Source organism: Rubrilithobacter danxiaensis (genome assembly GCF_047272945.1).
Classification (GTDB): domain Bacteria; phylum Bacteroidota; class Bacteroidia; order Sphingobacteriales; family Sphingobacteriaceae; genus Rubrolithibacter; species Rubrolithibacter danxiaensis.
This window is the reverse complement of the sequence record NZ_JBKOPS010000007.1, coordinates 178,726-199,294: the sequence shown is the minus strand read 5'-3', so window position 1 is coordinate 199,294 and position 20,569 is coordinate 178,726. Positions and strand designations below refer to the sequence as shown.

Sequence of the window (20,569 nt, the reverse complement as noted above, 5' to 3'; positions counted from 1 at the left end):
AATCAGATTAATAACAGGTTTGTTTTATGATTTTTTGGAAAGATTTTCATCTATAAATGCTCTTAATCGTGCTACTGATAATATAGTTTATAAAAATAAGATAGTGCTAAGTCAGGTAGGAGCGGTCGGAAATCATTAGTAGTATCACTAAACTTAAAGCTGGTAAAAAAAGAAAGGCCGAAGCTTTCCGCTTCGACCTTAACCAGGAATCTTTCCGTCCGTAAGAAATTCCTTTATTCGATTAAAAGGATCAGAAGAGTCCCCCTAAACCACCGCTTAACGATCCCAAAACACTTTCTTTATTTACGCTGGCATCGTTAGGATCATTCGCCTTATGCGCAAATTTTTGTAAAATTCCGGGTAAGGCAGCAGCAATGGCACCGGTTGCTGCAGGAGGTAAACCAAATTTACTGCCTAAAGTTCCCAGTAAGCCCTCTTCAATAGCACTTGTAACGGGGCTGCCGGAAGAAATGCCTCCTGCAAGTTTCGATAACAGGTTTCCTGCCCCTTCCTCTGAGTTCGCCTGACTCTTTAAGCCCTGGGTAATATGCTCGGCGATTTCATGATTAACAGCTTCATGTTGTCCGTTTGGTATGGTGTTAGCAATTTGTGGGTTTCCACCAATATGGTCTTTAACCAATCCTAATATCTGATCAAACATAATGTAAAGATTTTAAAGGTAAATGATGCCTACATGATGCAATCATTATACCATAAATAATCCCTTTTTATAATAAAAGTTAATTGTAATTAATTCATATCTGCAACTCTTCACATTTTTCAGGTGTTTCGTCACATTTATTATACCCGCACAGGAGTACAAGCTATCATTGCTCGTCATTAAATAAAAATTTTATGAGAGTAATCCTATCCATCTTAATTTGTTTGTCAATAACAGCTAAAGCACAGCAGCTCCAAATTAAGGGTAAAATTGCAGATTCAGTTTCTCAACAGGGGCTGGAATATATTACTGTAAGCTTAAAAACAGAAAAAAACGAAGTTGTTAAAACTGTCCTGACCAGGGATAAAGGAACCTTTGCTTTTTCAGGTTTAAAACCCTCTGTTTATCTGGTAAGTACTGCGGCCGTGGGCTATACACCCGCCAATATCAGGGTTAATTTAGGAGATAGTTCAATTACAGTCAAGGATTTAGGAACAGTTTACCTGAATACAGCTTCCACCAGATTAAACGAGGTGGTGGTAACCGCAGAAAAGCCTTTGGTAAAGCAGGAAATTGATCGTCTGAGTTACGACCTGCAGGCTGACCCGGAAAGCAAAGTGAAAAATGTACTCGAAATGATGCGTAAAGTACCGCTGCTATCGGTAGACGCACAGGATAATGTTCAACTGCAGGGGAACTCAAATTATAAGATCCTCGTTAACGGGAAGCCTTCGAGTATGATGGAGAAGAACGCGAAAGATGTTTTAAAAAGTATGCCTGCTTCCAGCATTCAAAAAATCGAAGTAATAACTACTCCGCCTGCAAAATACGATGGCGAAGGTTTGACAGGAATAATTAATATTATCACAAATAAAAAGGCAGATAACGGCTATAACGGTTCAATTAACCTGAATGGAAGAGCACCCGTTTGGGGGCCGGGAATAGGTGGATCTCTTACCGCAAAAGCGGGCAGGTTTGGTATCTCTGCCTATGGCGGTGCAAGCAGTAATAATTCTCCGGAAACGGAGAGCTTTAATCAGCGGTTAGGTTTGGGAGAGAATAGTACCAATTTAATTCAGAACGGATTAAGAGAGTCGTCTGGTAAAAGCGGATACTTTGGTTCGGATTTCAGTTTTGAAATTGATAGTTTGAATCTCATTTCTGCCGAAATTAATATTAACGGAAATAAACAAAACGGGTTAAACAATCAGTATTCTGTTTTAAACGGCGGGGAAACTGAAATACTGCAACAGTACAATCTGATGAATGAAAGCGATGGAAGCGGCGTAGGGGCGGATGCTTCTCTTAACTATCAGTTAGGCTTTAAAGCCGACAAAAACCGGCTTCTTACTCTTTCTTACAGGTATTCCCGCTATTTAAGTGATGATTCTTACTATTCAACCTTAAGTAATCCTGTGAATTTCACCATCCCTGATTACCGTCAGAATAATACCGAAAAACCCTCTGAGCAAACCTTTCAGCTCGACTATGTTCATCCGGTAAAAAAAATAACAGTAGAAGCTGGGGTAAAAGCAATTTTGAGAAGCAACGAAAGCGAGTTTAATTATCTTTCGCTCAATACTGCAAACAACCAGTTTGAAACCGACCCCTCACGGACAAATAATTTCAACAATACGCAAAACGTATTTGCCGTCTATAATGCTTATCAGTTTGGATTTAAAGACTGGGGATTTAAGGCAGGTTTACGCCTGGAACAGACAATTGTTAAGGCAGATTTTATTTCAGCGGCAACCAACATTAACCAGAATTATCTGAATTTTATTCCCTCTGTTTCTATCAATAAAAAATTAAAAGATGGTAACAGTTTGAATTTCGGCTTCACTTCCCGTCTGCAACGCCCAGGCATTTATCACCTTAATCCTTTTGTCGACAGGTCTAATCCGGATTTTGAAAGAAGCGGTAATCCTGAATTGCAGCCTATGACCAGCAAGGGCTTTGAATTAAGGTACAACAGGTTTAAAAAAGGGAATATAAATATCGGCGCTAATTATATTCTTTTCAAAAAACTGATTATGCCGGTAACAATGTTTAATCCCGTTACAAACATTATACGGTCTTCATTTGCAAATACGGGCAAAGCAAGGTTATTGGGTGCTAATTTTCATATTAATTACCCTGTAACTAAAAAATGGAGCACTTCTGCATCGGCAAGGTTTAATTACGGTTGGGTAGAAGGCATGATTAACGGGATTTACCTGAAGAATGAGGGCCTTATGCCCGGGGTTGCTATTTCAAGCAATTACAGGTTCAACAAAGGCTGGAATGCAAGCGCCGAAGTAAGTTATAACGGGAAAAATATTTCAATACAGGGAAAATCCGATTCATTTACAAGTTCTTCTTTTAGTTTAAATAAAGATGTCGTGAAGGATAAGCTTTCATTTTCTATAGCAACAAGTAACCCGTTCAGTAAATATCGGTATTCTGAAAACAGGGCATGGGGCAATAATTTTAGTCAATACAGCTCTAATCAGGATTACTGGCGATCTTACACATTCAGTATTAATTATAAGTTTGGGAAGCTTAAAGGGGAAATAAAAAAGAATCAGAGAGGTATCAGGAATGATGATTTAACAGGCGGAAGCAAAAATTAAACGATCAATCTATTTCCGGTTTTAATAACTATCGCTATTTATTATCTTGAACAACTCCATCAAAAATTAGGCTTTTAATTATTTTAAGAATGAAAGAATATATTAATAAACCTGCAAATTTAAACAGGATAGAATTCTGGGCAGTAACTACCATATATGTGTTTTCGGTATTTTTTATGATCACGGCTGCAGTAAGAAATAATGTATCCGATATATGGACACCGAACCGTTTTGCTTTTGAAGAAGCAAAAATAACGTTCAACTATTACCGTGATTATTTTTTTCCCAATCTTGTCCGGTACACGGTTCTTTACCTTTCGTTTCTTTTATTTAATTACCAGGTAGTGCCGGGCATTATAAATAAAAGATCGATAGCGGGAAATATTGCTGCTTCGATACTGGTCTTTCTATTAATTGGTGTAGTGTGCGGCATCACCGATACCTATCTGAGAGGTGACATCTTATATAAATATCCTACCTATGAGGCAGCCTACAGCTTTCTTTTCCAAAATAGTTTTGTATATGCATCCTGGCTCATGCTCATGTTCGCATTTTACTCGGTAATAAAATATGGCGGACAATATCTCCTGTTAAATTCCGAAAGCATAGAAGCAAAATACAAAATCATTACCCGGGATGGTATAACCGCTTTTGTTTTATGGATGATAAGTGTTTTTGTATTATTAATAATAAACGTACCGAAGGAGATAGTTGCTGTGTGGTTTGTTATTATTCCCATAGGTATCCTCTTTTACTGGTATTCGTTTTACAGGTTTATTCCTGATTCCTTACGCTTAAAAAAACCTTTTTTAAACTACCTGGGAAGAATCACGCTTGTATTACTTGTTTCGGTTTTACCTTTGGTTCTACTGGGATATATACTCGGCTTCGATGGACCTTTGGTAACTGTAACAATTCTTTTTAATTCTGCTTTTCAATTGCTTATTACGGCTCCGCTAACCTGGGTTATTTATAAACGGCAGCAGCAGGGCAAGGAGGAAATGTACATCTTGAAAACGCAGTTGGGGCGGTCTAACGCAAATTTTGACTTCTTACGTTCGCAAATAAACCCACATTTTCTTTTTAACGCATTAAATACGATTTACGGCACCGCCTTGCAGGAAAATGCAGAGCGAACAAGCGAGGGAATAGAGAAACTGGGAGACATGATGCGTTTTATGTTGCAGGAAAATATGCAGGAAAAAATTTCGCTGGCACGTGAGGTGGATTATCTGAATAATTATATCAGCCTGCAAAAACTTCGCACAGATACCAGCCCGGAAGTTACCATCCAGGCAGAGATCGAACAACAGGTCAACACGCTGCAAATTTCTCCCATGCTGCTTATTCCTTTTGTTGAAAATGCATTCAAGCACGGCATTAGTCTCAGAGAGCCCTCCCATATTAAAGTTATGTTGCAAACAAAAGCTGATACCTTGTATTTTGATGTCTATAATAGTATTCATCTCCGGTCAGAGAATGACCCGGAAAAGAATAAAAGCGGTATCGGATTACAAAATGTGAAGCAGCGCTTAAACCATCTATATCCGCTTAAACACGAGTTGATAATTCGGGATACAGGTAAAGAATTTTTTGTACATCTTACATTACAGTTAGCATAAATGAAAGCCATTGCCATAGACGATGAACCGATAGCATTAGAAATTGTACGAACGCATGCTTCTAAAGTCCCTTTTCTTGAATTGAAGGCAGAGTTTACAGATGCTTTTAAAGCAATTGAATATTTACAGAAAGAACCTGTCGACCTTATTTTTCTGGATATTAAAATGCCTGATATCTCCGGAATTGATTTTATCAGCAGCTTAAATAAAAGGCCGCTGGTGATTTTTACTACAGCTTACTCTGAACATGCCGTTACAAGTTTTGAATTAGATGCAGTCGACTATTTGCTGAAACCCTTTTCGTTAACACGCTTTTTAAAAGGCTGCAACAAGGCGCTTGAATTATATAACTACAGAAATGCAGCCGAAACACCCGATCATATATTCGTTAAAACGGGATATGAAACACAGAAGGTGCTGTTCGAGGAGATAATGTACCTGGAAGCGGGTGGCAATTATGTAACATTTGCATTTAAGGATAAAAACATCCTCTCGCGAATGACCTTTAGTGAGGCTGTTAATTTATTACCGGAAGAGAAGTTTTTGCGAGTTCATCGCTCATTTATTGTTGCAATTAATAAAATAGATAAAATTGAAAGGCATCAGCTTACAGTTAATGATGTAAAAGTCCCTGTAAGTGAAGCCTATGCAGATAACCTTTCCCGCTTAATCAGTAAGTGAGCATAAAACGGCAGCGATCGCTTTATTTGTAGAAAGGAAGCTTCGTTAAACAGCCGGAGACCTTAGTAGTGCTACTGCTTTTCTGAGGCTTTTTTACAATGAACACCTATATGACTTTAAACATACAAACTGCCTTATAAATTTTAGAAAAACGGATAACCTTTCTGGATTGGTGCACGTAATAAGCGCATCTATTTATTAAAATGAAGAATCCGTATTTATCTCTATTATCAACTGCCTGGCGTTACGCTAAAGAAGACAAAAAACTATACATAGGCATTTACTTATTATTTATCGGTGCAAACTTAACCGCCGCAATTAACCCGTTCTTTTACGGCTGGTTTGTAGACTCTGTACAGGAGAACGGGGCCGATGTAATCTCACAAGTCTGGATTTACGGACTTGGATTCCTGTTCCTGAAATTACTTGAATGGGCTTTTCATGGCCCTGCCAGGGTTATGGAGCGTAAACTGGCTTTTAAGGTGTCGCAGAATTTCCTGGACGAGCAATACAATAAACTCGTTCATTTGCCTGTAAGCTGGCACAAGGAAAACCATAGCGGTTCTACAATTAACCGCTTACGTAAAGCATATACCGCTTTAAAGGATTTCTTTCAGAATGGATTTATTTACCTGGCTTCCATGCTCAAATTCATAACTGCCTTTATTGCAATGTTCTACTTTTCTCCGCTTTTTGGTTGTGTAGCGGCAGTTCTTGGAATACTTACCATCGGCGTTATCATGAAATTCGATAAACCTTTTGTTAAGTCATTAAAGGAAGTTAATGAAGCCGATCATGCCATGTCATCTAATTTATTTGACAGTTTATCAAATATAATGACCGTAATTACGCTCCGTCTTGAACAGCGTGTACATGTAGGACTTATGGAAAAGGTACGTGCTGTTTTTCCTCCCTTCAAAAAGAATGCAAAGATCAACGAATGGAAATGGTTTGCAGCTCAAATGCTGGTAGCTCTTATTTATGTAGTGATGGTGGTGGGTTACGTGTATCAGAATTATACTCCCGGGATTGCTTTCAAGCTTGGCGGACTGGTGACTCTTCTGGGCTTTGTAAACCAGTTTACCAGCGTTTTTAATGATTTTGCAAGCCAGTACACGCAGATTGTACAGTACAACACAGATGTAGAAACAGCAAAAGTTTTTGAAACAGCATTCGAAGAGAATCGCCGTACAGAAAAAACAACCGCTTTACCTGAAGACTGGAATAATCTTGCCATCCGTAATTTAAGCTACAAGCATCCTCAAAAAGGCAATGCAGCATCTGTTGTCAATTCGCAGGGTGTACTTGATCCCTCGCATTTATTAAAGAAACCTGCAGGGCTTAAGAAGTTAAACCTTGATATTAAACGGGGTCAGCGGATCGCTTTAATAGGGGAGAGCGGATGCGGTAAAAGTACCCTGCTTACTTTACTAAGAGGATTAAATCAGCCTTCGGCAGGTACTATGATGGAAGTAGACGGCCGTCCGGGTATGGGCTTTGATAATATTTCTGACTCCGTTACTTTACTGCCCCAGGAGCCGGAGATTTTTGAAGCCAGCTTCGAGTACAACGTAACCATGGGATTGCCTTTTGAAAAAGAAGAAGTAGAACGCGTTTGTGAACTTACCCGTCTTTCTGTAGTACTGAATGATATGGAAGAAGGTATTCAAACCCGGATCATAGAAAAAGGGCAGAACCTTTCAGGAGGACAAAAACAGCGCCTGGCGCTTGCCCGTGGTGTGCTCGCTTCTAAATCCAGCAGTATTGTTCTGATGGATGAGCCTACCAGCAGCATGGACCCTAAAACAGAACAGGAAATATACCTGAATATGTTCAGGGAATTCGAGGGCAAAACAGTTATCTCCACGTTGCACCGCCTGCATCTGCTTAAGCATTTCGATTACATTTATGTAATGAATAAAGGTAAAATAGTAGAAGAAGGAACCTTGCAGTCTCTTTTTGAAAATGGTGAAATGTTTAACAAACTCTGGAATCACCAGAAAAATGATCTGAAGGAATCTATATCCTGAGTATCGCTCGATCTCAGGGTCGAATGGTAATGTAACTTATATTTAAGAGGTTGGTGTCTTCACCAACCTCTTTGTGTTTTGCAGATGTGTCAAAGAAATTGTTAATCTCCTTTTTTCCATTATAGTTTCGATAGCTCTACCGGAGAGCTGTTCGGGTTCGCACGATACAACAGATAACTGCCGTCAGCATCCGCCATTGGCTTCAATTTTTGCGTTTTGTTTCCCTGTTTTACCTGTACGTTCTTCCAGGATGCGGGTACATACGTTTTTAGTGTTAAAGGGATATGATACATTGTCTTGTTAAGGGAATGAGTAACATTTACAGTTATTTGGTCTCCCTTAACTGAAGAGCGAATTTTAGCATTTTTCCGCTCGCGGATATATTTGGTTACCTCTCCGAAAGTGGCTACCCATAACTTATTCTCGCGATCTTTAATGTATTGAAAATATTCTTCCAGTTGTTGGTGCGTCATCGGTTCCCAGCCTACGCTGTCAACTCCGTGAATTACCAGTACAAGCCAGTTGTTATCGTGCGTTAAAACCGTATCCACCCATGATTTCATAAGCGGCATGGATGTTTTTGTTGTAGCTCCTCTTTGCCATTGTACATATTCTTTGTCTGAATTTCCCGGAAGCTTTTTGCTGCCCCGGTTCAGTTCTGCAAGGTATGGAGCCGGCATCCGGTTTCTCAGGGCTGGATAGATTTTCAAAGCGTACTGCATTACCCTGGGATTTTCTACTCCGTATGAACATTCAGCAGAGAAGGTATGTTCCGGCCCCAGCTGGTTTAAAATATCTTCCTTACTTTTTTCCAGTTCGTACAAAAGATTGGGTTCATCCAAAACGGGTGTCATATGATGCGTAATGGTATGGCTTCCAAACTCATGTCCTTGTTTTGCGTAGCTGCGAATATCATCCCAGGTGATGCCTTTTGCCTGTTCTACTTCAAGGCCGGGTTCCAAGCCCTTCTTAAATTCTCCGTTTCGTACCTTTTTGTAAACCTCGTCCAATAATTTAAAAGCTTCCTCTGTTTTTCCCGCTTCGTGTAAGGATCCGGCTTTTACATGATATTCAAGCGGCCCGATATAACCTAAATACGGCAGGGCGGAAGCCCTTTCCAGAAAGTTATCCTCACTGGAAGGGACAGTAGCTGTCTCCTTTATAATTTCTTCTACCGGCCGCCCAATAAATTTACCCTGGTATTTCGAACCGGGATACTGGCCCGTCATGATAAAGAAAGTAGCAGGTAAATGAAGGCGGTTCATAATGGGGAGCGCCACCCTGAACTGGTTTACATTGCCGTCGTCATACGTTAAAGAAACAGCGGCATCTTTTCCATCCTGCCATTTACAGATACTGGATTCACCGACGGGTTTTACCTGCGCTGCAGAAGGCATTGTCTGAGCGCTTACAGCAACAAAAGCTCCCAGTACTTTTATGAGACTTAATATTCGCATGGTGTTTATTATGGTTAGTTATTTTTTTTCAGAAGCTTTACCGATTCTGCTTTGCAACAGATCCGCTATACAATATTAAACTACTTGTTATCTAAATCATTGCACAGAATATAACAATATCGTTATGTAGGGCTGTTGGCGTCTTGTCATTGGAAAAAACTTTATTTTCATGCGGCTGACCAGCTTAGTTGTATCATTATTTTAATATACTGTTCAACTGTTGCAGCACACATTTTAATACCGGAACAGTTAATAAATTAAGATGAACTTACCCTCGTCATTAAAGGCATTACAGTATTACAACTTTCGTCTATATTTCAGCGGGCAGGCGATCTCGCTTATTGGCACCTGGATGCAGCGGATAGCAGTAAGCTGGCTGGTTTACAATATCACCCATTCTGCCTTTATGCTGGGCCTTGTGGCTTTTGCCGGGTCAATTCCGGTTCTGCTCCTCTCTCCGTATGCCGGTGCTTTTGTCGACAGGCATAGCCGTTACCGTACCTTGCTGGTAACACAGATAGCGTCTATGATCCAGGCGGGCCTGTTTACACTCGTTGTATTTACGGGTTATTACAATATCACCGTCATTATTTCATTGAGCGTTATGCTGGGTATCATCAATGCCTTTGATACACCCTCACGCCAATCCTTTATGATCGTCCTGGTTAAGGATAAAGCCGTTCTGCCCAATGCAATTGCCCTCAACTCTTCGATGGTTACACTCGCCCGTTTATTAGGCCCTGCGGCAGCCGGAATCATCTTAACCGCATACGGGCAGGATATCTGTTTCCTGGTAAACTTTATAAGCTTCTTCGCCGTAATTGCCTCGCTGTTGGCAATGAAGATAAAAGTGCCGGTAAGAAAGAAAAATGAAGAACCGATCTGGAAAGGGCTTCAGGAAGGATATAGGTACCTGCATAATCATTCCGGCTTGCGTGCTGCAATATTGCTGATGGCTATCACAAGCCTGGTTGTAATACCTTATTCAAATTTGTTTCCGGTTTATGCTCAGGATATTCTTAAAGGTGACGTCAGCACGTTCAGCTGGCTTAACAGTATTTCAGGTTTGGGAGCGCTGATGGGTGCCATTTATATGGCCAACAGGCCGCTGGGTACCAATTTATTAAAGCTTATTGCTTTTTCCGGATTGTTATTTACAATAAGCCTTACGGCATTTTCATATACCACAAAACTTCCGCTGTCGCTGGCTTTTATAATGACGGGAGAAGCCGGAATGCTTACCCAGATTGCTGCTACCAATACCTACGTGCAGACTAATGTAGATGAACACATGCGTGGAAGGGTGGTAAGTTATTACGTAATGGCTTTCCAGGGGATGCAGCCCATAGGAAGCCTGATTATTGGAGGTCTTGCTCATATCACAAGTGCTCCGTTCACGGTGCTGGCAGAGGGCCTTGCGGGCATTGCCGCCATACTGTTCTTCATTCCGGTTTTAAAGAAAGCCCGTAAGGAGGCAGATGCGAAACGGGAACACGATATGAAGATGTTACAGGAGAGATAAGATGCCATATTCCAAATAAAATTATTTTTACTTCCTCTTAAGTCTTTTTTATTAACCGTTAACTTATTATTAACCGTCTTATTTTTGCTGATATTGATTTAACATGCACCTGCTACTAAATAAAACCCTGATTCTTTTTTCCATTTCTTTTTTTCTTTTAACAAATGCCTTTTCCCAGTCTTCCGGAAACAATACAGTAAAAGGCAAAGTTGTTGATTCCTTGTCTGCTTCTCCTTTAGGTTACGCAAGTATCCGGGTTTTTAACAGCAGCGATAAGAAACTGGTAAGTGGCAATGTAACGGCCGAATCAGGTGAGTTTTCTGTTAGTCTGCCTTCGGGAAGTTATTATGCTGAGGTGGAATTTATGGGATACAGGCCACACAGATCGGCCTTATTTACACTTTCCGAAACGAAACCCATTCATAATCTGGGAACCATTAAATTAAGCCTTTCTGCAAATACATTAAATGAAGTGCTGGTACAGGCAGAGAAAAGTTCCATGCAGTTATCCCTGGATAAGAAAATATTTAATGTGGGAAAAGATCTCGCAAATGCAGGAGGTTCTGCTTCCGATATCTTAACCAATATTCCCTCTGTATCTGTTGATCCGGAAGGGAATGTAAAATTAAGAGGAAACGACAATGTGCGCATCCTGATTGACGGCAAACCGTCGGGCCTGGTAAGCATTAAAGGAGGAAGCGGTTTACAGCAATTGCAGGCGAATATGGTGGAGCGGGTGGAAATCATTACAAATCCTTCGGCGAGGTATGAAGCAGAAGGTATGGCGGGAATCATCAACATCGTATTGAAAAAAGATAATAAACAGGGTTTTAATGGTTCTGTCGAAGTAGTTGCAGGCGATCCTACCAACTTAGGAGCAGCGGCCAACTTTAACTACCGGCATAAAAAAATCAACTTTTTTATTAATTACGGAATCGCGTATCGCAAGCAACCGGGTAAAGGTTCTTTATACCAGGAGGTGTATGCGCCCGATACTACCTTCATCCTGAAACAGGATAATAAAAGCCATTTCACAGGATTTAATAATAACATCCGCGGCGGCCTGGATTATTATTTTACAGAAAAGAGCATCCTGACGGCTTCCTATTTATACCGCCGCAGCCAGGGAAACCGGATTACTGATATTACCTACCGGGATTACCTTTTTAACCTTTCCAATCAAACGGATATGATCAAACGGCGGCAGGATGAAGATGAAACTGAACCCAATTCGGAAGTTTCGGTAAACTATAAGAAATCTTTCGCTGAGAAGGGTCATGAATTAACTGCCGAAGTAAAATACCTGGATTACTGGGAAAATTCAGATCAGCTGTTTACCCAGAATTACTACAGTCCGATGGGAGCAGAAGATGCCTCACAAAGGCTGGTTCAGAAATCATTGAACGACGAATTTGAAAAGCAATGGCTGTTTCAGCTGGATTATGTAAAGCCGATTGGTAAAGAAGGGAAATTTGAAACCGGTTTAAGGAGCAGTTTCAGAAACATGGTGAACGATTATGTGGTAACCGAACAGGATGATGCGGGAGCCTTTTTTCCGCTTCCCGGGCTTGATAACATATTTGTGTACGATGAAAATATTCACGGCGCTTACGGCATATTAGGGAACAAGGGCAAAAAGGTAGCCTATCAGGCAGGCTTACGGGCAGAGTGGACCGATGTGAAAACAACCCTGAAAGAAACAAACCAGGAAAATCCCCGAAACTATGTAAACCTGTTTCCAAGTGCGCATGTAACTTTTAACCTGCCAAAAGAAAACGCGATACAGCTTAGTTACAGCCGGCGGGTGAGAAGGCCATTCTACAACGATTTAAGTCCCTTTGTTACTTTTTCTGACAGCCGTAACTTTTTCAGCGGAAACCCTGACCTTGAACCCGAGTTCAGTAACGTGGTGGAGATCGGGCACATCAAATCTTTTGACAAAGGCTCTTTTACCTCTTCTGTTTATTACCGGCATACCAAAGGAAAGATTGACCGGATACGGACGGTTAATGAGGAAGGTAATTCGGTAACTCTTCCGCAAAATCTCTCATCCGAGCAGGCCCTGGGTACGGAGTTTACCAGCGGCTATTCTCCCTATAACTGGTGGAAGATCGATTTTAATTTTAATTTCTTTTATGCCGATATCGATGGCAGCAATATCAGGCCCGATTATAAAACCACTACGTATAGCTGGTTTGCCCGTCAGACTTCCCGGTTCTCGCTTCCGCAGAATTTTGACATCCAGTTAAGGGCCAATTACGAAGCGCCGCAAAAAACAGCACAGGGTAAGCGTAAGTCTTTATACTATGCCGATCTTTCCATGAGTAAGGATATTTTTAAAGGCAAGGGTACGCTGAACCTGAATGTGCTTGATTTGTTTAATACCCGCAGGATGCGGACGATCTCGCAGGGTGCTAATTTTTATACCGAGAGCGATTTCCTGTTCCGGCAGCGCCAGGTAAACCTAACCCTGAATTACCGTATCCGGCAAGGGAAAGCAGCTAATCCCAAAACAGATAGTTCCCAGGAATGAAAATCAGCAGCAACATTTACTATATTCGTCATCCCGGGCAAAGCATGTATGGTTTAATATACCTGCCGACTAACAAGTTCTATCTGTGTTTATACTAATTTTACTTAATCAATTTTAATCCAAAACACATGAATCGTTTTAAATTCTTTCTCATTCTTTTAGCACTGCAATTTTCGTTTGCTTTCAGCACAATGGCTCAAAAGCAATTTAAAGTATTGCTGGTTACCACCACAAAAGGCTGGCACCATGAATCTGTACACGCCGGAGTGCTGGCCCTTCAGCAGTTGGGTGCCCGTAATTTTTTCGACGTTGTTTTGTGGGAAGATCCCAATGGATTTACCGATAAATACCTGGAGCAGTTTCAGGCTGTTATTTTCTTAAATACTACCGGCGATATCTTCGATGCCAACCAGCAAAAAGTAATGGAGCGCTTTATCCAGTCGGGCAAAGGCTACGTGGGCATTCACAGTGCCTCCGATACCGAGTACGATTGGGAATGGTACACCAAACTCGTTGGGCGAATGTTCCATATCCATCCCGCTGTGCAAACCGCGAAGGTGAAGATCGTGGATAGCAAGTTTCCCGGACTTCAGGGCTTTGCTGATGATAAATTATGGACAGAAGAATGGTATGAGTTTGGCCCTGAAAAAGTCTCCGGCCTTAATTACATCATGGCAGTAGATGAAACTACCTATAATCCAAAAGCAGACTGGGGAAGGGTAAAAGGAGAGGGAATGGGTAAAATGCATCCTATTGCCTGGTACCACGAGTACGATGGCGGCCGTGCTTTCTATACCGAGTTAGGACATTTACCTACTAACTTCAGCGAACCTGCCTTTTTAAATCATTTATTTGCCGGAATCCGCTGGGCGGCTACAGGGAAAAAATAAGAAGATTATTCAATTTAAAAGGGCTGTCCGGAAAGCAGTAATCCTTGCTTCCCCGACAGCCCTTATCATCTTATTTTATTCCATTGCGCTTACTTTTTCTATCAGGTATTTTTTTAATCCGTCGGCCATTTCCCAATCCACCAGTTCGCCTGAATTATATCCTAATAAAGCCAGTCCGATGGGCGAAAGTACGGAGAGCTTATTATTCTTACTTCTTGCTTCCGTAGGCGAAACCAGGTTAAAAACAAATTCCTCTTCAGTTTCAATATCCTTTATTTTAACATTCGTATTGATTGAAACTACATTGTCTGGAATTTTTTTCGACGGCAGTATCTTTGCCGACTTCATTTCCTGTAATAGTTTATTTTTATTAAAGTCTGATAGTTCTTTTTCTTTTCTTAAGTGGGTCATCACCAGCTGGTAAACTCCCCTTGATAAAATTATTTCATTAGTTTCCATATAAAGAAATGCTTTTTGATTTAATAAAGTGTAGTGAAGGAAAACCCGGCCTTAGTTGTCGCCTGCAGGAGTGCCAAAACCTTCAGGGTCGAAATTAAAGACCCCGTCAATCAGCACTTCCTCGTCGCAAACAGGACATTCTATCACTACATTACTTATTGCGATATTCATTGTATTGAAATAATTCTCATTCAATCGAATAAAACCCTCGTGTTCCGGACAAATTATTTTCATACATAAAACGATTAAGAAAAACGTTAAACAGTTACACGGACAGCATAAATAATACTGCCGCATGATTTTTATGCAGTTATTTTTTGATTTCCCAGCCTGAGATACAAGCCGGGCTTAGATAATGAAGGCTTTGTTGCTGTTAAGAAAGAAGTAGTTTAACTGAAGAAGGAATGTGAGGGGCATGCGAAGAGCCGCAAGCGCTTTGCCCGCAACTTCAGAATAATAAATTAATGCTCCGTGTACCATTACTTACAAATCTCTGCTTTTAGTTGGAATAAGCAAATTATTCTCCGGTTTGTTTCTTTTAAGACATTAAAATGACGGGGGGGGGTATTTGCCCTCATAGCCGGGCGGGCCTAATAGCTTTTGTCTTGATACAAAAGCTATCAAAAAATCAAGAGACAAACGAAGCTTCAGCCCGCAAGGCTCCACTGGCCCGCCGTTTGTCTCGGGCTGACGCTCTTCGTACTATGAGAAAGATGTGATTTTTTGTTCGTTTGTCTTCCACAGGCTCCGCACAAGTGTGCACGTTGTTGCAACGGCAATCCGGCATTACAGTCTTTAGCGTTAAGAAAGTTTGAATGAAGGCATGCAGAAACATTCAATCAGCAGGAAGGGAAGCAAGGCGGAGAAGTGGTGCAGCTTACATTATGCTCAAACCATTCCCACGGCTTGGCTTGCAGATCAGCCTTCAGTTAAACTTTTAGCTAAAACTGTTAAGCCTTGACTTTTTGGTTCTTTTGTGTTAAGACAAAAGAACAAAGGTTTTATTGCCCTCATAGCCGGGCGGGCCTAGATACTTTTACCTTGATGCAAAAGTATCCCAAACATCAAGAGACAAACGAAGCTTCAGCCCGCAAGGCTCCACTGGCCCGCCGTTTGTCTCGGGCTAGCGCTCTTCGTACTATGAGAGAGCAGAATAAATTGTTAGCGTGGTGCCAGGAACAAAAAGAACGACCGCGGTTAAAACGGGTATGCGGCATTACAGTCTTTAGCGTTAAGAAAGTTTAAATGAAGGCTTGCAGAAACATTCATTCAGCAGGAAGGGAAGCAAGGCGGAGAAGTGGTGCAACAGCTTACACTTTGCTCTTCCTTTCCCACGGCTTGGCTTGCAGATAAGCCTTCAGTTAAACTTTTAGCTAAAACTGTTAAGCCTTGACTTTTTGGTTCTTTTGTGTTAAGACAAAAGAACAAGAGTTTTATTGCCCTCATACACAATCTATAACAGAAGCTATTGAAAGTTTACAAAAAAGAGATAACGATGATGACAACGATGAAAATGTTGTCATTACTGAAAACCAAGAATTAAATGAACGAATTAGGATAGCCAGCGAAGGCTACTTAAATGAAAAACTTATAGAAAAATTTGGAGGCAAGGTTAAATGGATGAATAAAGAGAAAGAGAGTGGCTCAAGTTATGACTTTGAAGTCTCTGACATTTTTGATAACGACCCTGAATTTTACATTGAGTGTAAAGCGTCAATGCACTCTGAAAAAGTATTCTATATGACAAAAAACGAATGGATATTTTTTCTTCAAAACACAAATAAGTATCAGCTATTTTTTATTTCAAGTGCTTTGACAAGTCCTAAATTGATAAAGGTTGGTAATTTATTAGACAGTATTTTGACAGGACGAGTAATGCCATTCTCAAACAAGAATGTGAAATTAAAAGCAGACAGAATAATATTTACAATCACTGAACAATGACAAGAATGCCTACCGCTAACACGGGTTTTGCGTCAGGCGGGCTGACGTGCAAACTTTGAGCTTTGTGCTTCTAATGAACTTTATTAATAAATTGAAACTTTGTGCTCCGAAACCCGCCCGAACGCAAAGCCCCAAACCGTTAACAACTCCCTTTCTGTCTTCAACGTTTCTGCAGATTCATCAATATGTAGAGCCTTCGACTCTCTTAACTACAAATTCTTATATTTAATGAATTAAATTAATGCAAATGGTTGAAGCACAGGCGGGTCTTTCAAAGCTACCGACAATAATGCAAGCCTTGCGCCCTGCCTCTTAAATAACAGAAACTTTAAACAAATGAAACCACTTAACAAAACAAGCCTGACACTTCTGATCCTGGGGACATCCGTATTGGCTTCAAGTTTCGTAATTAAACACTACCTCGTATTATCAGACGGTACTGACGGTTTTATAAAAGGTATATCAATCGGGCTTCTGATTGTAAGTTTAATACGATTATCAAAACAAAGAAGGCAGCAAGCTCAGTTATAGTTTATAAAATTAGTTTTTCTTAAGCTGAAGCAAGCCATACAACACTTGTACAGGTGCTGATTGCCTGAATGTAAATTATTATCTGCTATACATCAACCTGAAAACATCAAATGGCCTTACTTAAAAAAATCGACGAGACCACCAATGTGGTAACCTGGTTTGAGATTCCTGTAACAGATCTCAACAGGGCAAAGGTATTCTACGAAACCATCCTGGATATTAAAATGATCATAAGGGCAGATGGAGGCGACGAAGCCGTCTTCTTTCCATACAACCCGAATGTAATACAGGCTACATCAGGACGGGTAACAGGGGTACTGTCAAAGTCTGACCGAAACACGCCTTCAAGCAATGGAACAGTCGTGTATATCAATGCAAGTCCGAATCTGCAAACGGTCCTCGACAAAGTGGAACCGGCAGGCGGAAAAGTCTTAACTTCTGTAATACCTATACCGGCAGGATATATAGCAATAATTATAGATTCAGAAGGAAACAAAGTAGGGCTGCACGCGGAAGAATAAAAATCGACACAACCATGTATTTGTGTTAACGGAACTAATTCTTGTGCTATTCTGATGAATTTATATATTTAGGAATAATACAAAGCAAACAACACTTAGCCCGTTATGCAAAATACCTTAAACAGGATCTCTTATAATAAAATAGTCGAGGAATGGGCGAAAGCCAGAAATAGTTCATTTGTCAGCAAACTTGTTGTAGATTTTGCTGAAAAAGTAAATCCTGAAGGAGACATATTAGATATTGGCTGTGGTACCGGTTATCCGCTTACACATTATCTGTGTGGGAAAAAGTTTCAGGTAGCCGGCATAGACGCTTCGGAAAAAATGATTGAAATAGCACAATCATACCAATTGCCGAACGCTGAATTTGTATGTTGTGATTTTTTTGATTTCGTCTCAAATAAAAAATTTGATGGGATTCTGGCATGGGATTCTTTTTTCCATTTTCCTAAAGAAAAACAAAAGGATATTTATTCAAAGGTAGCAGGTCTTTTAAATCCGGGAGGCTATTTGCTGTTCACACATGGTAATAGTGATGACGAACATGCAGATACCATGATGGGAGAAACCTTTTATTACAGTTGTTTGCCAAAAGAGGAGGTTTGCAAGCTTCTTATAACGAATGGATTTGAGATAGAATATACTTACGATGATTTTGTAGAGAAGGATACTCACCGGGTTCTTGTTGTATTGGCTAAAAGAAACTAAGTTTTTTGAATTGAAATATAAGGGTTTATAGTTTAGTTTTTTAACGGCAGCCGTAAAGACTTGTCAGGAGCAGGAGTACGGTTATATTTATCCTAACAGGATTTTTTTTAATGAGAAAGGATAGAAGTGAACAACATTGAAATAAAAAAAGCAACGGTAACCCACCTTGATGAATTACAGAATATCGGCAGGCACACATTCTATGAAACCTTTTCCGCAGCAAACACGGAAGAGAATATGAAAAAATATCTGGACGAAGGCTTTTCTGATGCTAAACTGACTGCGGAACTCACCGACACCAACTCTGCATTCTATTTTGCAATGCTTGCAAATAAGGTAATCGGGTATTTAAAATTAAACTTCGGACTATCGCAGACAGAGTTACAGGATGATAATGCCGTTGAAATAGAGAGAATTTATGTACTGAAAGAATTTCATGGAAAAAAAGTCGGACAACTGCTTTACGAAAAAGCAATAGATATAGCCAGACAAAAAAATGCAGACTATGTTTGGTTGGGAGTTTGGGAAGAAAATGTAAGAGCGATAAAGTTTTACCGGAAAAACGGTTTTGTTGCTTTTGACAAACACATATTCCTGTTGGGAAACGAAGAGCAGACCGATATTATGATGAAGCTTAATTTAACCTCTTAGCGGGGGTAGCAGTAATTGTAATGGCACTTTTCATCAATTACGGATTGAAACAGCTATATAGTTCTTGCCGCAAACAACCTCTTTTTTTGACGCTTTTACACCTCGCATATTTAAGGGTGAAGTGGTATGTTTGGATATCAGCAGCTGACTGGTATATCATTTAAAAAACAAACTTAAATATAGACTATGGCACTTATCAATCCCCACATCAACTTCAACGGAAATGCCGAAGAAGCATTTAATTTTTACAAATCGGTATTTGGCGGCGAGTTCGCACAAATTATTCGCTTCAAGGATATAACAAGCACTGAACATCCGATAGCGGAAAATGAGGCAAATAAGATAATGCACATTGCATTGCCAATCGGAAAAAATGTTTTAATGGGTAACGATGTTCCGGAAAGTATGGGACGCGTAAATGAAAATGAAAACAGGTCTAAGATATCTGTAAGCGCAGAAAGCCGTGAAGAAGCAGACAAAATATATAACGGGCTTTCAGCCGGTGGAGATATAGAGGTACCTATGGATGCTAGTCCCTGGGGTTCTTATTTTGCAATGTTCAGAGACAAGTACGGTATTGAATGGATGGTGGATTTTGACCCAAAATATAACGGACAAGTATAAGCAGAAAAGAGGAATGCCTAACGTGCCTGCAAAAAAGCAGCGTTAACGAAAGTAGTTTGAACAGGGTACTTCTATCAGTTCTGATGTTTTGGTTTATCGAGGAAGTAACTGCATGAAAACCGTATTCCTTATCGACAACTTTATGGCAAGGAAGCCTGGAAAGCTTTATATAGAAGTTATAACCTTTAATTCATAAGAGCCATGATCGAAAATAAGTTACTACGCATGGACAATGTCGGGATCGTGGTAGAATCACTGGATGAGGCGATCTCTTTTTTCAATGAACTTGGACTGAAGCTCGAAGGACGAGCCATGATAGGAGGAGAATGGGCGGGACGGGTCACCGGGCTAAGCTCGCAACAAGTTGAGATTGCTATGATGGTTACTCCTGATGGCCACAGTCGCCTTGAGCTCTCCCGATTTATCAGCCCGTCTGTTGTCGCCGATCATCGCAATGCCCCTGTGAATGCTCTCGGCTACCTACGCGTCATGTTTGCAGTGAAGGACATTGACGAGATACTCTCCAGGCTTTTTAAACATGGAACTCAGCTTGTTGGCGAAGTGGTTCAGTACGAGGACTCGTATCGGCTCTGCTACATCCGCGGACCTGAAGGACTTCTCATTGGCCTGGCAGAACCATTGAGTTAAAATTGGGGTTAAGCCTTGACTTTTTGGTTCTTTTGTGTTAAGACAAAAGAACAAGAATAGCTTTATTGCCCTCATAGCCGGGCGGGCATAGGAGTTATTCACAGTTTTATTTCTTTTTAGCGGTTTTCATGCTTTCGCTACGCTCAGGTTTACCTTAATGCAAAAGTATCCAAACCTGCGAAGCAAGCATGAGCTCCATTGAAAGAAAAATTAAACCTGTGAATAACTCAAGAGACAAACGAAGCTTCAGCCCGCAAAGATCCACGGGCCCGCCGTTTGTCTCGGGCTGACGCTCTTCGTACTATGGGAGAGGTGTGGTTTTTTGTTCGTTTGTCTTTCACAGGCTCCGCATGACGGTATGTACGTTGTTGCAACGGATATCCGGCCTTACAGTCTTTAGCGTTAAGAAAGTTTGAATGAAGGCATGCAGAAACATTTATTCAGCAGGAAGGGAAGCAAGGCGGAGAAGTGGTGT

At 40.6% G+C, this 20,569-nt stretch carries 18 protein-coding genes; 14 read left to right on the top strand and 4 right to left on the bottom strand.

Annotated elements, in window-relative coordinates; all coding sequences use genetic code 11:
* Positions 1-250: 250 nt before the first annotated feature.
* Positions 251-661 (bottom strand): hypothetical protein, encoded by a 411-nt coding sequence (locus ACLCDL_RS11140; protein ID WP_423148376.1) that lies wholly within the window; start codon positions 659-661, stop codon positions 251-253.
* A 194-nt stretch (positions 662-855) separates the two neighbouring features.
* Here ACLCDL_RS11140 and ACLCDL_RS11135 point away from each other — a divergent pair, with 194 nt between their 5' ends.
* The 4 genes from ACLCDL_RS11135 (at position 856) to ACLCDL_RS11120 (ending at position 7,606) form a co-directional block, all read left to right on the top strand.
* A complete protein-coding gene (locus tag ACLCDL_RS11135) occupies positions 856-3,273 on the top strand; it encodes an outer membrane beta-barrel protein (protein WP_423148375.1) in 2,418 nt (805 codons plus the stop codon).
* 89 nt (positions 3,274-3,362) lie between these two features.
* Positions 3,363-4,895 carry a sensor histidine kinase gene (locus ACLCDL_RS11130; RefSeq protein ID WP_423148374.1) on the top strand — a complete coding sequence of 511 codons (1,533 nt, stop codon included), beginning with the start codon at positions 3,363-3,365 and terminating at the stop codon, positions 4,893-4,895.
* Complete coding sequence (locus ACLCDL_RS11125; RefSeq protein WP_423148373.1) at positions 4,896-5,576, top strand: LytR/AlgR family response regulator transcription factor; 681 nt, start codon at positions 4,896-4,898, stop codon at positions 5,574-5,576.
* A 203-nt stretch (positions 5,577-5,779) separates the two neighbouring features.
* The gene (locus ACLCDL_RS11120; RefSeq protein ID WP_423148372.1) at positions 5,780-7,606 is read left to right on the top strand and encodes an ABC transporter ATP-binding protein; all 1,827 of its coding nucleotides are present in this window, start codon (positions 5,780-5,782) and stop codon (positions 7,604-7,606) included.
* Between the two features lie 119 nt (positions 7,607-7,725).
* Here ACLCDL_RS11120 and ACLCDL_RS11115 read toward each other — a convergent pair whose 3' ends face one another.
* Positions 7,726-9,063: a polysaccharide deacetylase family protein gene (locus ACLCDL_RS11115; protein ID WP_423148371.1), complete on the bottom strand. Its 1,338-nt coding sequence runs from the start codon at positions 9,061-9,063 to the stop codon at positions 7,726-7,728.
* A gap of 262 nt (positions 9,064-9,325) precedes the next feature.
* On the opposite strand from ACLCDL_RS11115, the gene ACLCDL_RS11110 reads away from it, so the two are divergent.
* From ACLCDL_RS11110 to ACLCDL_RS11100, 3 genes are all read left to right on the top strand, one after another.
* Positions 9,326-10,585: an MFS transporter gene (locus ACLCDL_RS11110; RefSeq protein ID WP_423148370.1), complete on the top strand. Its 1,260-nt coding sequence runs from the start codon at positions 9,326-9,328 to the stop codon at positions 10,583-10,585.
* A 103-nt stretch (positions 10,586-10,688) separates the two neighbouring features.
* Positions 10,689-13,118: a TonB-dependent receptor domain-containing protein gene (locus ACLCDL_RS11105; RefSeq protein WP_423148369.1), complete on the top strand. Its 2,430-nt coding sequence runs from the start codon at positions 10,689-10,691 to the stop codon at positions 13,116-13,118.
* A gap of 128 nt (positions 13,119-13,246) precedes the next feature.
* A complete protein-coding gene (locus tag ACLCDL_RS11100) occupies positions 13,247-14,008 on the top strand; it encodes a ThuA domain-containing protein (RefSeq protein ID WP_423148368.1) in 762 nt (253 codons plus the stop codon).
* Between the two features lie 75 nt (positions 14,009-14,083).
* Here the strand turns inward: ACLCDL_RS11100 and ACLCDL_RS11095 are convergent, their stop codons facing one another.
* A complete protein-coding gene (locus ACLCDL_RS11095) occupies positions 14,084-14,467 on the bottom strand; it encodes a GreA/GreB family elongation factor (RefSeq protein WP_423148367.1) in 384 nt (127 codons plus the stop codon).
* A 51-nt stretch (positions 14,468-14,518) separates the two neighbouring features.
* Complete coding sequence (locus tag ACLCDL_RS11090; RefSeq protein ID WP_423148366.1) at positions 14,519-14,701, bottom strand: hypothetical protein; 183 nt, start codon at positions 14,699-14,701, stop codon at positions 14,519-14,521.
* Positions 14,702-15,856: 1,155 nt separating this feature from the next.
* On the opposite strand from ACLCDL_RS11090, the gene ACLCDL_RS11085 reads away from it, so the two are divergent.
* The 7 genes from ACLCDL_RS11085 (at position 15,857) to ACLCDL_RS11055 (ending at position 20,094) form a co-directional block, all read left to right on the top strand.
* Positions 15,857-16,411, top strand: a complete 555-nt coding sequence (locus ACLCDL_RS11085; RefSeq protein WP_423148365.1) for a protein NO VEIN domain-containing protein — start codon at positions 15,857-15,859, stop codon at positions 16,409-16,411.
* A 336-nt stretch (positions 16,412-16,747) separates the two neighbouring features.
* Positions 16,748-16,942, top strand: coding sequence for a hypothetical protein (locus tag ACLCDL_RS11080; protein ID WP_423148364.1), 195 nt, complete (start codon positions 16,748-16,750; stop codon positions 16,940-16,942).
* A gap of 110 nt (positions 16,943-17,052) precedes the next feature.
* Complete coding sequence (locus ACLCDL_RS11075) at positions 17,053-17,463, top strand: VOC family protein (protein ID WP_423148363.1); 411 nt, start codon at positions 17,053-17,055, stop codon at positions 17,461-17,463.
* Positions 17,464-17,568: 105 nt separating this feature from the next.
* Positions 17,569-18,171: a class I SAM-dependent DNA methyltransferase gene (locus ACLCDL_RS11070; protein ID WP_423148362.1), complete on the top strand. Its 603-nt coding sequence runs from the start codon at positions 17,569-17,571 to the stop codon at positions 18,169-18,171.
* A 126-nt stretch (positions 18,172-18,297) separates the two neighbouring features.
* Entirely contained in the window at positions 18,298-18,822 is a 525-nt protein-coding gene (locus tag ACLCDL_RS11065) for a GNAT family N-acetyltransferase (protein WP_423148361.1), read from the top strand.
* A gap of 186 nt (positions 18,823-19,008) precedes the next feature.
* Positions 19,009-19,446, top strand: coding sequence for a VOC family protein (locus ACLCDL_RS11060; protein ID WP_423148360.1), 438 nt, complete (start codon positions 19,009-19,011; stop codon positions 19,444-19,446).
* Positions 19,447-19,647: 201 nt separating this feature from the next.
* The gene (locus ACLCDL_RS11055) at positions 19,648-20,094 is read left to right on the top strand and encodes a VOC family protein (RefSeq protein WP_423148359.1); all 447 of its coding nucleotides are present in this window, start codon (positions 19,648-19,650) and stop codon (positions 20,092-20,094) included.
* Positions 20,095-20,569: the final 475 nt, after the last annotated feature.

What these genes read in the sequence shown, in the direction of transcription:
- ACLCDL_RS11070 (WP_423148362.1), top strand. Translation starts at nt 17,569, where the DNA reads ATGCAAAATACCTTAAACAGGATCTCTTATAATAAAATAGTCGAGGAA.
- ACLCDL_RS11100 (WP_423148368.1), top strand. Translation starts at nt 13,247, where the DNA reads ATGAATCGTTTTAAATTCTTTCTCATTCTTTTAGCACTGCAATTTTCG.
- ACLCDL_RS11080 (WP_423148364.1), top strand. Translation starts at nt 16,748, where the DNA reads ATGAAACCACTTAACAAAACAAGCCTGACACTTCTGATCCTGGGGACA.
- ACLCDL_RS11060 (WP_423148360.1), top strand. Translation starts at nt 19,009, where the DNA reads ATGGCACTTATCAATCCCCACATCAACTTCAACGGAAATGCCGAAGAA.
- ACLCDL_RS11090 (WP_423148366.1), bottom strand. Translation starts at nt 14,701, where the DNA reads ATGAAAATAATTTGTCCGGAACACGAGGGTTTTATTCGATTGAATGAG.
- ACLCDL_RS11130 (WP_423148374.1), top strand. Translation starts at nt 3,363, where the DNA reads ATGAAAGAATATATTAATAAACCTGCAAATTTAAACAGGATAGAATTC.
- ACLCDL_RS11075 (WP_423148363.1), top strand. Translation starts at nt 17,053, where the DNA reads ATGGCCTTACTTAAAAAAATCGACGAGACCACCAATGTGGTAACCTGG.
- ACLCDL_RS11135 (WP_423148375.1), top strand. Translation starts at nt 856, where the DNA reads ATGAGAGTAATCCTATCCATCTTAATTTGTTTGTCAATAACAGCTAAA.
- ACLCDL_RS11125 (WP_423148373.1), top strand. Translation starts at nt 4,896, where the DNA reads ATGAAAGCCATTGCCATAGACGATGAACCGATAGCATTAGAAATTGTA.
- ACLCDL_RS11115 (WP_423148371.1), bottom strand. Translation starts at nt 9,063, where the DNA reads ATGCGAATATTAAGTCTCATAAAAGTACTGGGAGCTTTTGTTGCTGTA.
- ACLCDL_RS11105 (WP_423148369.1), top strand. Translation starts at nt 10,689, where the DNA reads ATGCACCTGCTACTAAATAAAACCCTGATTCTTTTTTCCATTTCTTTT.
- ACLCDL_RS11055 (WP_423148359.1), top strand. Translation starts at nt 19,648, where the DNA reads ATGATCGAAAATAAGTTACTACGCATGGACAATGTCGGGATCGTGGTA.
- ACLCDL_RS11140 (WP_423148376.1), bottom strand. Translation starts at nt 661, where the DNA reads ATGTTTGATCAGATATTAGGATTGGTTAAAGACCATATTGGTGGAAAC.
- ACLCDL_RS11095 (WP_423148367.1), bottom strand. Translation starts at nt 14,467, where the DNA reads ATGGAAACTAATGAAATAATTTTATCAAGGGGAGTTTACCAGCTGGTG.
- ACLCDL_RS11110 (WP_423148370.1), top strand. Translation starts at nt 9,326, where the DNA reads ATGAACTTACCCTCGTCATTAAAGGCATTACAGTATTACAACTTTCGT.
- ACLCDL_RS11120 (WP_423148372.1), top strand. Translation starts at nt 5,780, where the DNA reads ATGAAGAATCCGTATTTATCTCTATTATCAACTGCCTGGCGTTACGCT.